The organism is Micrococcus sp. 63XJN7_8_ISO-PGPR-S23-253, from assembly GCF_056173425.1.
The window spans coordinates 815,494-826,763 of sequence record NZ_CM149673.1 but is presented as its reverse complement, the minus strand read 5'-3'; the positions used below and the strand labels follow the sequence as shown (position 1 = coordinate 826,763).

The 11,270-nt window shown below is 75.3% G+C and carries 13 protein-coding genes; 5 read left to right on the top strand and 8 right to left on the bottom strand.

Features of this window, described 5'->3' with window-relative positions:
• Positions 1-7: 7 nt before the first annotated feature.
• Genes AC0VX4_RS03920 through pheS form a run of 3 tightly spaced genes read right to left on the bottom strand, consistent with a single transcriptional unit; the run spans position 8 to position 4,296 of the window.
• Positions 8-628 (bottom strand): 4'-phosphopantetheinyl transferase family protein, encoded by a 621-nt coding sequence (locus tag AC0VX4_RS03920; protein WP_475464613.1) that lies wholly within the window; start codon positions 626-628, stop codon positions 8-10.
• Positions 629-630: 2 nt separating this feature from the next.
• Positions 631-3,210 carry a phenylalanine--tRNA ligase subunit beta gene (pheT, locus tag AC0VX4_RS03915; RefSeq protein WP_098470564.1) on the bottom strand — a complete coding sequence of 860 codons (2,580 nt, stop codon included), beginning with the start codon at positions 3,208-3,210 and terminating at the stop codon, positions 631-633.
• Between the two features lie 3 nt (positions 3,211-3,213).
• On the bottom strand, positions 3,214-4,296 hold the full coding sequence (gene pheS / locus AC0VX4_RS03910) for a phenylalanine--tRNA ligase subunit alpha (protein WP_012750956.1): 1,083 nt from the start codon (positions 4,294-4,296) through the stop codon (positions 3,214-3,216).
• A gap of 86 nt (positions 4,297-4,382) precedes the next feature.
• Here pheS and AC0VX4_RS03905 point away from each other — a divergent pair, with 86 nt between their 5' ends.
• Both AC0VX4_RS03905 and AC0VX4_RS03900 read left to right on the top strand, forming a co-directional pair.
• Positions 4,383-4,790, top strand: a complete 408-nt coding sequence (locus AC0VX4_RS03905) for a CHY zinc finger protein (RefSeq protein WP_049158435.1) — start codon at positions 4,383-4,385, stop codon at positions 4,788-4,790.
• Entirely contained in the window at positions 4,787-5,236 is a 450-nt protein-coding gene (locus AC0VX4_RS03900; protein ID WP_475464612.1) for a hypothetical protein, read from the top strand. The genes AC0VX4_RS03905 and AC0VX4_RS03900 overlap by 4 nt, the downstream gene beginning before the upstream one ends.
• A 42-nt stretch (positions 5,237-5,278) precedes the next feature.
• Here AC0VX4_RS03900 and AC0VX4_RS03895 read toward each other — a convergent pair whose 3' ends face one another.
• The gene (locus AC0VX4_RS03895) at positions 5,279-5,941 is read right to left on the bottom strand and encodes a pyroglutamyl-peptidase I (RefSeq protein ID WP_475464611.1); all 663 of its coding nucleotides are present in this window, start codon (positions 5,939-5,941) and stop codon (positions 5,279-5,281) included.
• A 92-nt stretch (positions 5,942-6,033) separates the two neighbouring features.
• On the opposite strand from AC0VX4_RS03895, the gene AC0VX4_RS03890 reads away from it, so the two are divergent.
• The gene (locus AC0VX4_RS03890; RefSeq protein WP_144824862.1) at positions 6,034-7,107 is read left to right on the top strand and encodes an Rv2578c family radical SAM protein; all 1,074 of its coding nucleotides are present in this window, start codon (positions 6,034-6,036) and stop codon (positions 7,105-7,107) included.
• A gap of 33 nt (positions 7,108-7,140) precedes the next feature.
• Here the strand turns inward: AC0VX4_RS03890 and AC0VX4_RS03885 are convergent, their stop codons facing one another.
• The gene (locus tag AC0VX4_RS03885; RefSeq protein WP_144824861.1) at positions 7,141-7,653 is read right to left on the bottom strand and encodes a (deoxy)nucleoside triphosphate pyrophosphohydrolase; all 513 of its coding nucleotides are present in this window, start codon (positions 7,651-7,653) and stop codon (positions 7,141-7,143) included.
• Between the two features lie 56 nt (positions 7,654-7,709).
• On the opposite strand from AC0VX4_RS03885, the gene AC0VX4_RS03880 reads away from it, so the two are divergent.
• On the top strand, positions 7,710-9,032 hold the full coding sequence (locus tag AC0VX4_RS03880; protein WP_144824860.1) for an MFS transporter: 1,323 nt from the start codon (positions 7,710-7,712) through the stop codon (positions 9,030-9,032).
• Positions 9,033-9,174: 142 nt separating this feature from the next.
• Positions 9,175-9,447, top strand: coding sequence for a GlsB/YeaQ/YmgE family stress response membrane protein (locus AC0VX4_RS03875; protein WP_012750963.1), 273 nt, complete (start codon positions 9,175-9,177; stop codon positions 9,445-9,447).
• A gap of 112 nt (positions 9,448-9,559) precedes the next feature.
• Here AC0VX4_RS03875 and AC0VX4_RS03870 read toward each other — a convergent pair whose 3' ends face one another.
• The 3 genes from AC0VX4_RS03870 to rpmI form a co-directional block, all read right to left on the bottom strand.
• Positions 9,560-10,456: a TrmH family RNA methyltransferase gene (locus AC0VX4_RS03870; RefSeq protein WP_060775405.1), complete on the bottom strand. Its 897-nt coding sequence runs from the start codon at positions 10,454-10,456 to the stop codon at positions 9,560-9,562.
• 136 nt (positions 10,457-10,592) lie between these two features.
• Complete coding sequence (gene rplT, locus AC0VX4_RS03865; RefSeq protein WP_002853696.1) at positions 10,593-10,979, bottom strand: 50S ribosomal protein L20; 387 nt, start codon at positions 10,977-10,979, stop codon at positions 10,593-10,595.
• A gap of 89 nt (positions 10,980-11,068) precedes the next feature.
• Positions 11,069-11,263, bottom strand: a complete 195-nt coding sequence (rpmI, locus tag AC0VX4_RS03860; RefSeq protein WP_002853699.1) for a 50S ribosomal protein L35 — start codon at positions 11,261-11,263, stop codon at positions 11,069-11,071.
• Between the last annotated feature and the right edge of the window lie 7 nt (positions 11,264-11,270).

The following is an 11,270-nucleotide window of genomic DNA, read 5'->3' as shown; positions in this document are numbered from 1 at the left end:
GGTCGACTCAGCGGCCCCGCAGCGCCAGCGTCCCGACGAGACCGCCCGGCAGCCGGTCGGTGAGGTCCACCAGCACGACGTCGGCCGGCACGGTCAGCGCGTGGACGGCGGCGGGGTCGCCCGTGAAGCCGGTGCCGGCGGCCTTCACGAGCGCCTCCTTGCGCGTCCACAGCCGGGCCCGCGCGGCGGGCCTCTCGGGGGCGGGAAGCTCCCGCACCCGGGCGCGCTCCGCCGTCGAGAAGCCCACCCCGCCCAGGCCGTCCTCGTCCGCGAAGGCCGCGGCGTCCGCCCGCTCGACGTCCACCCCGAGGCCGAGCCCGTCGGCGGGCCGTGCCGGCGCCCACCACGCCCCGATCCGAGCCCGGTCCTCAGTGCCGGGCATCCGGACGCGCGTGAACGAGACGAGGGCGACCCGGCCGGGGGGCAGGCCGGTCAGCGCGGGGACGCCGTGCGCGGCCGAGCCGCAGCGCGGGCAGGCGTGCCGGAGCCCGAGCGGCCCCACCGGCACGCCCCAAGCCGCCGTCAGGGCGGTGCGCACCTGACCGAGCAGCGCGGAGACGGCGTCGGCCGCCCCCGCCGAGGCGGGGACGGCCGATGTCAGGCCCCACGGGCCGGTCGCGACGGACACGGTCAGCGCTGGACCGCCCCGTGCCGCTGCGCCGCGAGCGCGGTGGCCGCGGCGCGGGCCTCGGAGACCTCCTCCGCGGTGAGCGTGCGGTCAGGGGCGCGGAAGCGCAGGGAGAACGCGAGGGACTTCCGCCCCTCCGGCACGCCCGCGCCCCGGTAGACGTCGAACAGCTCGACGGCCTCGAGCAGCTCCCCGGCGCCCTCGGCGAGGGTCGCGCGCACGTCCCCGGCCACGACGGCCTCGTCCACCACGAGCGCCACATCCTGCGTGCTCACGGGGAACGTGGACAGCGGTGCGGCCACCACGATCTCGGGGGCCGCGGCGCACAGCGCGTCCAGGTCCAGCTCCCACACGCTCGTGCGGGCGGGCAGGTCCTCGGCCTCGAGCCACTGCGGGTGCAACTCGCCGGCGACGCCCACCACCCGGTCCCCGTGCTCGGTCACGACGACGAGCTCGGCCACCCGGCCCGGGTGGAACGCGTGGTGCCGGCCCTGCCGGACGGCCAGCTCGACGCCGAGGACGTCGGCCACGTCGAGGGCCCCGGCGACCGCGTCCTGCCAGTCCACCGGGCGGGGGTCGTGGTCCGGTCCGGGCGCCGAGTCGTGCCCGGCGTACAGACCGGCCACATGCCACGGCTGGGCGGGGATGCCGGCCTCGAGGTCGGCGAGGACCTCGGCGGAGGGGTGGACCGCGCGCGGGGGGATCGTCGCCGAGCCCAGCTGCGCGCCGGGCAGGAAGACCAGCCCCATCTCGTACAGCGCCAGATCGCGGAAGCCGCGGCTGAGGTTGCGGCGCGCGGTCTCGACGAGGCCCGGCAGCAGCGACAGGCGCAGGTGCCGGTACTGGGAGGCGATCGGATTGGCCAGGGCCACCATCGCCAGGGCCTGGCCCTGCGCGTCCGAGTCCGCCCCGAAACGCCGGTTCTGCTCCTCGGAGACGAACGGGTAGGCCAGCACCTCGGTGAGACCCGCGGCCGCGAGCGCGGCCGACACGCGGCGACGCTGGGCCTGGCGGCGGGTGAAGCCGCGGCCCGGCGGGGCCACGGGCACCACGGAGGGGATCTCGTCGTAGCCGCGCAGGCGCGCGACCTCCTCGGCGAGGTCCTCGGGGATGCGCAGGTCCGTGCGCCACGACGGGGCGGTCACGGTCAGCCGCGGGGCGGCGTCGTCGGCGGCCTCGGCGACGGTCACCTCGGCACCCAGGGCGCGCAGCGTCTCCACGACCTCGTCGGTCGTGTACGCCACGCCCACCAGGGCGGAGGGGAAGTCGGCGGCCATCTCGACGACGGCCGGCTGCGGCCGCGTCCCGACGTCGGTGACCCCGGGCTCGGCGGTGCCGCCGGCGAGCTCGACGAGCAGCTGGACGGCCCGCTCGGCCGCCTCGTCGGCGATCTCCCAGTCGACGCCGCGCTCGTTGCGCTTCGACGCCTCCGAGGGCAGGCGGTGCCGGCGCCGCGTCCGCGCGATCGACACCGGGTCGAAGTTCGCGGACTCGACCACGATCGTGGTGGTGGCGTCGGTGACCTCGGTGGCGGCCCCGCCCATGACGCCCGCCAGGCCGATGGGGCCGGAGTCGTCCGTGATGAGCAGGTCCTCCGCGTCGAGCTCGCGCTCCTTGCCGTCGAGGGTGGTCAGGGTCTCTCCGGCCCGCGCGCGGCGCACCACGATCTCGCCGGAGAGCGTGTCCGCGTCGTAGAAGTGCAGGGGCTGGCCCAGCTCCCACATCACGTAGTTGGAGATGTCCACCGGCAGGGAGATGGTGCGGATGCCGGCCAGGCGCAGGCGCGCGGCGAGCCACGGTGGGGTCGGACGGGTCGCGTCCACGCCGGAGACCGTGCGGGCCACGAAGCGGGTGGCGCCGGGCTCGCCGTGAATCGGCGCGTCGTCGTCGATGCGGACGGCCGGGCCGGCGTCGTCGGCCGCGGGCGGGTGGATGGCCGCGGCCGGGTCCGTGAAGGGCACGCCGGTGGCGTGCGCGTACTCGCGCGCGACGCCGCGCATCGAGAACGCGTAGCCGCGGTCGGGCGTCACGTTGATCTCGGCGGCCTCGCCGTGCAGGTCCAGGACGTCCCGGGCGTCGGTGCCCGGCTCGGGGTCGAGCCCGAGGTCGCCGAGCACGATGATCCCGTCCGTGCCGTCGTCGCCCATGCCCAGCTCCGTGCTGGAGGCGATCATGCCGGCCGAGACGTGCCCGTAGGTCTTGCGGGGGCTGATGCGGAAGTCGCCGGGCAGCACCGCGCCGGGCAGGGCCACGACGACCTTGTCCCCGACCTCGAAGTTGTGGGCGCCGCACACGATGCCCTGCACGCCGGAGGGCTCGATCCCCTCGCCGGTGAGCGGCTGGGCGGCGCCCTCGGGCACCACGCGCACGGAGCACCAGTTGATGGTCTTGCCGTTCTTCTGCGGCTCGGGCTCCTTGGAGAGCACCTGCCCGACGACGATCGGGCCCTGCAGCTCGGCGGCCGGACGGTGGACGTCCTCCTCCTCGAGGCCGACGCGGACGAGGTCGGCCATCACGTCCTCGGCACGGTGCTCCGCGGGCACGGGGACGAACTCCCGCAGCCAGTCTAGGGGGATGCGCATGGATCAGACCTCCATTCCGAAGTGCTGGGAGAAGCGGACGTCGCCCTCGATCATGTCGTGCATGTCCGGGACCTCGTTGCGGAACATGAGCGTGCGCTCCACGCCCATGCCGAACGCGAACCCGGAGTACTCCTCCGGGTCCAGGCCCGCGGCGCGCAGCACGTTCGGGTGCACCATGCCGCAGCCGCCCCACTCGATCCAGCGGGGCCCGCCCTTGGCGCCGGGGTGCCAGATGTCCAGCTCGGCGCTGGGCTCGGTGAACGGGAAGAAGTTCGGGCGCAGGCGGATGGCCGCCTCGGCCCCGAACATCTGGCGGGCGAAGTACTCGAGGGTGCCGCGCAGGTGGGCCATGGTCAGGCCCTTGTCCACGGCCAGGCCCTCGAACTGGTGGAACACCGGGGTGTGCGTGGCGTCCAGCTCGTCCGTGCGGAACGTGCGGCCCGGGCACAGCACGTAGGTGGGGGCGCCCCGCTCGAGCAGGGAGCGCATCTGCACCGGGGAGGTGTGGGTGCGCAGCAGCAGGTGGGCCTCGGCCGGGGCCACGAAGAAGGTGTCCTGCATCTCGCGGGCCGGATGGTCCGGCGCGAAGTTGAGGGAGTCGAAGTTGAACCACTCGGACTCGAGTTCGGGGCCCTCCGCGATCTCCCAGCCCATGCCGACGAAGATCTCCGAGACGCGGTCCATCGTCAGCGAGAGCGGGTGACGGGCGCCGACGCGGCGGCGACGGACCGCGGTGGTCACGTCCACCGTCTCCTCGCGCAGGATCCGCGCGGCCTGCTCCGCCTCGAGCACCTCGGTGCGGGCGGCCAGGGCCTTGCCCAGGCGGCCGCGAGCGGCGCCCATGAGCTTGCCGGCCTCCGCCTTGCGCTCCTTGGGCAGAGCGCCGATCGCCTTGTTCGCGAGAGTCAGGGGGGCCCGGTCGCCGGTGTGGGCCAGGCGGGCGGCCTTGAGCTCATCGAGGTCGGCCGCGGCCTCGTACGCGGCGAGTGCGGCCTGCACGGCGGCCTCCACCGCCTCCGCGTCCACGGGGGAGATCTCCGCCACGGGCGCGGTGGGCTCCGCGCCGGTCTCGGGGCTGGGTGTCATCAGGGCAACGACCTTCGCATGGGGGACGGTGGGACGCCCGTCAGTCTAGTGTCCGCCCCGGGTCTGGTCGGCCTAGGCTGAGGCGCATGACCGCCCCGGACTCCCTCGACGGCACCGACCCGCTGCTGCGGGGCGTGGGCCTGGACGCGCAGACCCGCTGCGCCCATTACGCCACGGCGCGGGACGTCGTCGCCCTGCGCTTCGCCTGCTGCCCCGCGTACTGGTCCTGCCACCGCTGCCACGCGGAGCTCGCCGACCACCCGGCCGTGCCGGTGCCGGCCGGCGACTTCGACCGGCCGCACGTGCTGTGCGGGGTGTGCCGCACCGAGCTGAGCGTGACCGCCTACCTCGCCCTCGAGGCCACCGCCGATCCCGCGTGCCCGGCCTGCGGGGCGCCGTTCAACCCGGGCTGCGCCGCCCATGCCCCGCTCTACTTCGACGTCTCCGCGTCCGGGTCCCCCGCCGGTGACGCCGCTCCCGCGGCACAGCCATGACCGCGGCCCCCTCCCGGCCGACGCCTCCGGTGCACGTGCGGGCGCGCGGGCTGTGGAACCTGCTGAACCTGGCGACGCCGCTGGGGCTGGTGGGCGCCGTCGTCGCCGGCTGCGCGCTGCGGCCCGGACCGCACGGGCTGATCGAGGCCCGCGGCTGGACGCACCGGTTCCCGGGCGGGGCCGCGTTCACGGTCGGCGACGTCGTGTTCACCCGCCCCGGCCTGCGCATGACGCCCGCGCTGTGGCGGCACGAGGCCGGCCATGCGGACCAGTACGCCCTCCTGCTGGGCCTGCCCTTCCTGCCGGCGTACGCGCTGGCGGCGGCGTGGTCGACGTGGCGGACCGGGGATCCGGCGTCGCGCAACGTCTTCGAACGACGCGCGGGCCTGGCCCTGGGCGGCTACATCGAGCGGCCCGTGGTCCGCGGCCTGCGGCGCCTCCGCTGACGGGCACGGGTGGTCGCGCCGACGCGGACCCGGGGTCCGGGGTCAGTGCAGGGTGCCGCCGGGGACGTCGAGGTCGGGGCCGCCGGCCAGCGCCGTCAGGGCGGCCTCGGCCACCGCGCGCGCCAGGTCGGCCGCGGGCAGGGCCGGGGTGTCCGGCGTCGGGCGGTGCTCGGCGTCCCAGGGCACGTGGATGAAGCCGGCGGCCCGGGCGGTGCCGGGGGCGTCGAGGAGCGAGTACATGACGTGGTTGCACACGAACGCGCCCGCGGACAGGGACGGCTCCGCGGCGACGCCGGCCGCCCGGATCGCGGCGACGGCACGCTTGGCGGGCAGGGTGGCGAACAGGGCCGCGGGCCCGTCGGCGCGCACGGGCCGGTCCACGGGCTGCTCCCCCGCGTTGTCCGGGATCCGGGCGTCCTGCAGGTTCACGGCCACCCGCTCGACCCGGACGGCCACCGTCCCGCCGGCCAGCCCGACGGCGATCGCCACCTCCGGCCGGACCCGATCGAGGGCCGCGGTCAGGGCCGGCCCGGCCGCGCCGAACGCGCACGGCAGCTCGACCGCCTCGGCCGTCACACCCCGGTCCGCCAGGACGCCCACGGCGTCCCGTGCGGCGGCGATCGACGGGTTGTGGACGTCGCCGCCGAAGGGCTCGAAGCCCGTGAGCAGGACGCGGGCGGCCGGGGCGGGTGCACGGGAGCTCATGGCGACCACGGTAGGCGCGTCTCAACGCCCACGCCACGCCCGGACTCGAACACGCTTGCGGGTCCGTTCGAACATGTGTTCTACTTCTGGCCATGCGATGGGAAGCGCAGACCCTGCGGTCCGAGGGCGGAGCCCAGCGGGCGACGGCCGGCACACCGGCCGGCTCCGCCGCCCTGCTGCCGCTCTCGGACCTGCAGCGGAGTGTCACCACCCCGGAGTTCGCGGGCGTCACCTTCCACGAGGTGCTCGCCAAGACCGCACTGAACTCGGTGCCGTCCGCCTCGGCCATGCCGTTCCGCTGGACCGTGAACCCGTACCGCGGCTGCACCCACGCCTGCCGGTACTGCTACGCCCGCAGCACCCACACCTTCCTCGAGCTCGATGCCGGGGCCGACTTCGACCGGCAGATCGTCGTGAAGGTCAACGTCGCCGAGGTGCTGCGGGCCGAGCTCGCCCGCCCCACATGGGGCCGCGAGGCGGTGGCATTGGGGACCAACACGGACCCGTACCAGCGGGCCGAGGGCCGCTACGCGCTGATGCCCGGGATCATCCGGGCCCTGGCGGATTCCGGCACCCCGTTCTCCGTGCTGACCAAGGGGACCCTGCTCGCGCGGGATGTGCCCCTGCTGCAGGCGGCCTCGCGCCAGGTGCCCGTGCAGGTCTCACTGTCCCTGGCGATGCTCGATCCCGCCATCGCCTCCGCGGTCGAGCCGGGCACGCCCTCGCCGACCGCACGCCTGCGCCTGATCGAGCGGCTCGCTGCCGCGGGTGCGGACGTCACCGTCATGGCCATGCCTCTGCTGCCGTGGCTCACGGACGGGGACCGCGAGATCGACGCCCTCATGCGCGCGCTGGCGGACGCCGGGGCGGCGCGTGTCATGCCGGGCGCCCTGCACCTGCGGCCGGGCGCGAAGGAGTGGTACCTGGACTGGATCCGCCGCGAGCACCCGGATCTGCTGGCCGGCTACGAGCAGATGTACGCCCGGTCCGCCTACGCGCCCGAGTCGTACCGCCGCATGCTCACCCGGGTGGCCGGGGAGGCCGCCGCGCGACACGGCCTGGCACGCGGCGGCGCGCACGGCATCCGGCGCGAGGACGGTCCCCAGGCCCGGCACCGGCCGACGTCCCCGCCCTCCGCTCCGGCGGCGCAGCCCGCGCTGTTCTGACCCGTCCGCGGGCACGGCCGGCCCCACGTCGGCTCACCGCCCCGCCGAGAACGCCGTGGCGGCGCCGCGGAGCACCTCGGCCACGATCGGCCGGTCCGCCGGGATCCAGTCCAGGTGCTGCACGCCCGGCCCGGCGAGTGGCAGCCACACCAGCAGGTCGTGGTCCTGGAGGGCTCGGGGCGTCGCCCCCTCCTCCGCCAGGACGCCCCAGAACACCCGCATCCGGGCGCCGTTGGCCAGCTCCCACCCGTCCGGCTCCGGCGCCGCCACCTCGGGGCCGAGCCGCACGGCGACCCCGAGCTCCTCCCGACACTCCCGCAGCAGCGCCTCCTGGGCACCCTCCCCCGGTTCGACCTTGCCCCCGGGGAACTCCCAGAGTCCCCGCAGCGCGGCGGGCGCGCTGCGGCGGGCCGCCAGCAGGCGGGTCGGCGCGGCCGCATCGTCGAGCAGCGCGAGCCCCACGACCAGCCGCGGTCGCGCACCGTCCCGGGGCGACGTCGTCGGGCTGGCGGCGGGCGCGGGGCGCACAGGTGTGGCGGAGGTCATGAGCCCAGGCTAGCGAGGCCCCCGCCCCCGCAGACCGGAGTCCGTAGGCTGGGTCGGTGCCCACCCCCACTCCCGCCGCCGACGGCGCCCACGACCGTTCCCCCCGTGCCCCGCGTCCGACGCGCCCGGACCCGTCCATCCCGCCGACCGTGCCGACGGGCCCCGGCGCGCTGCTGGGCGGCCGGCGCGTGCGTCTGCTGCCGGCCATCCTCGCGCTGGCCCTGGGCAGCTTCGCGATCGGCACCACGGAGTTCGCGATGATGGGCCTGCTGCCGCAGGCGGTGGCCGACCTCGGCATCGGTCTCGAGGCCGGCGGCGTGCTCATCTCCATGTACGCGCTGGGCGTCGTGATCGGCGCTCCCCTGCTGGCCGCGTCCTTCGCCCGCGTCGACCGGCGGGTCACGAGCATCGTGCTGATGCTGCTGTTCGTCGTGGGGCACGTGGCCGCGTTCCTCGCCCCGGACATGGGGAGCATGATGGCGGCCCGGTTCGTGTCGGGCCTGCCCCACGGCGCCTACTTCTCCGCGGCCGCCCTGGCCGCGGCGGACCTCGCCGGGCCCGCCCGCCGCGGCCAGGCCGTGGCGTGGGTGATGGCTGGGCTGTCCGTGGCCAACGTGCTGGGCGTGCCGGGCGCGACGGCGCTCGGGCAGGCCGTCGGCTGGCGCTGGATGTTCGTCATCGTGGCGGTCTGCGCGGCCCTGTGCGTCGGGGCGACCGCGTGGCTCGTCCCGTCCGTGCCGGCCCCCGCGGGCGCCTCGGTCGGCCGCGAGCTGCGCGGTCTGGCCTCCGGCCGCCTGTGGGCGACGGTGGCCGTGGGCGTGATCGGCTTCGCCGGCATGTTCGCGCTCTACACCTACATCGCGCCGCTGCTCACGGAGGTCGCGGGCCTCGAGGAACGGTGGGTCCCCGCCGTGCTGGCCCTCTACGGCGTCGGCATGGTGATCGGCACGCTCGTCAGCGGTGCCCTCACGGACCGCGACCCGGTGGGCACCCTGCGCCTGAGCTTCGGGCTCAGCGCGGTCTCGCTGGTCGGCGTCGGGCTGACGGCCACGTGGGCGCCGGTGATGATCGTGTTCCTCTTCTGCGTGGCCGTCAGCGGCTCCGGCATCGCCCCGTCCCTGCAGGTGCTGCTCGTGGACTCCGCGCCCACCGCACCCCAGCTGGCCGGTTCGCTCAACCACTCCGCGCTGAACATGGCCAACGCGATGGGCGCCTGGGTCGGGGCGGCCGCGATCGGGGCCGGTGCGTCGCTGCGGACCCCGCCGCTGGTCGGTGCGGGCATCGCCCTGGCGGGCCTGGTGCTGGCGTTCCTCCTCGTGCGCCGCGACGTCGCGGCCCCGCCCAGCGTCCGGGCTGACGACGGCGGCTCGCCCCGCTGAACATCCCGCACCAGGCCGGGGCGAACCTCGTGACGTCGGAGAATCCCGAAAAAGCCGGGGCGCCAGAGGTGGCCCCCGGCGAAAATCCCTTGCTACGTTCCTTCTCGTACGTCAGATTCGCAACCCGAAAGGAACCATCATCATGGGCATCATTGGCTGGATCGTGCTTGGTCTCATCGCCGGCGCCATCGCTCGCGCCATCCTCCCCGGACGTCAGGGCGGCGGGTGGCTCGGCGCCCTCCTCACCGGCATCGTCGGTGCTCTCCTCGGCGGCTGGATCGCCTCCCTGCTGTTCAACTTCGACGTGAACGAGAAGTTCTTCGATCTGGGCACCTGGATCTTCGCGATCATCGGCGGCGTTATCGTCGCCGCCGTGTGGCAGGCCATCACTCGCCGCACCGGCACCCGCGCCTGAGTGAGCTGAGCGGCCCGGGTTCCACCCGGGAACACGCAGAAGGGGCGGGGATCCACTCGGATCCCCGCCCCTTCTGCGTGTCCGGACGGCTGGCGACGCCTCGCACGCCCCATCAGCCGGCGCGCCGTGCCCCCGCCATCGCGGACGAGTACAGGCACACCGTGGCGGCGGTCCCCACATTCAGGGACTCCGCGGCCCCGTACAGCGGCACCGCCACCCGGCGGTCCGCCAACGCGAGCTCGCCGTCGTCCAGGCCCTGGGCCTCGTTGCCGAACAGCCACGCGGTCGGCGCGGCGACCAGGCCGGGGGCGAGGGCGTCGAGCCGGTCCGCGCCGTAGCCGTCGGCGGCCCACACCTGCAGGCCTGCGGCCCGGGCTGCGGCCGCGGCCGCCTCTGCGGGGACCGCGGTGACCACGGGCAGGTGGAACAGCGACCCTGCGGTAGACCGGACCACCTTGGGGTTGAACGGGTCGACGGAGCCCGGCGTGAGGACCACCGCGTCCGCCCCGGCCGCGTCCGCGGCCCGGATGACCGTGCCGGCGTTCCCCGGGTCCTGCACGCGGCACAGCACGGCGGCCAGGCGCGCCTCCTCGAGGACCGCTTCGACGGTCTGCGGCTGCGGCATCCGCGCCACGGCGACGATGTCCTGCCCCGTCACGGCGTCGGCCATGGCGGTGAGCACCTCGTCGCTGGCCTCGCGCACCAGGACCCGCTCACCACCCGGCGTCGGGCGGTCTCGGACGCGCGCCACGAGCTCGGCCAGCGCGGGGTCCCGGTCCACGAGACCGACGGACACGTACACCTGGGCCAGCACCTGCCCCGCACGCCACTGCCCCGCGGCGGCCGCCGGCCCCTCCCCCAGGTGGGCGCGCAACGCCTCGCGGCAGGCCTGCGGCCCCTCGACGAGGAACGTGCCCGTCCGGCGTCGGGCGGAACGGCCCGCCAGGGCTGCCACCGCGCGCACGCGCTCGGCGCGGGGATGGGTCATCGGCTCGGCGTGCGGGGTCATGGGGTCTTTCTGGTCGGGGCTCGGCTGCGGGTGCGCAGACGCCGACGGGGCGGGCCTCGGTGGAGGACCCGCCCCGTCGGCGGTGGTGCTCACGCCTGGGGCGTGGTGGTGGGGCCCTCAGGGCCCCGGAGCCGGCTCAGCGGGAGGCGGCGGGGGCGTTCACGTCCGCGGGCAGCGCCTCGCGGGCGGTCTTCACCAGCACGGCGAAGGTCGCGGCGTCGGAGACGGCGATCTCGGCCAGCATGCGGCGGTCCACCTCGACACCGGCCAGCTTGAGACCCTGCATGAAGCGGTTGTAGGTCATGCCGTTGGCGCGGGCGGCCGCGTTGATGCGGGTGATCCACAGGCGACGGAAGTCACCCTTGCGCTTGTGGCGGTGCTGGTAGTTGTAGGTGAACGAGTGGAGCATCTGCTCCTTCGCCTTGCGGTACAGGCGAGACCGCTGGCCGCGGTAGCCGGAGGCGCGCTCCAGCATGGTCCGACGCTTCTTGTGGGCGTTCACTGCCCGCTTCACACGTGCCACGTGCGTACTCCAATCTGTGTGGTCCCCGGGGCGCGCACTGGCGCGTCACGGCCGAGGAGGAAGGGGTTCCGGCGAGGCCGGAGGGGGTGTCAGATGCCGAGCATCCGCTTGATCTGCTTGATGCTGCCCTTGGAGACGAGCTGGTCGCCCTTGAGACGGCGGGTCAGGCGCGAGGACTTGTGCTCCAGGTAGTGGCGGCGGTTCGCCTGCTGGCGCATGATCTTGCCGGAGCCGGTCACGCGGAAGCGCTTCTTGGCACCGCTGTGGGTCTTCATCTTCGGCATGGCTGCC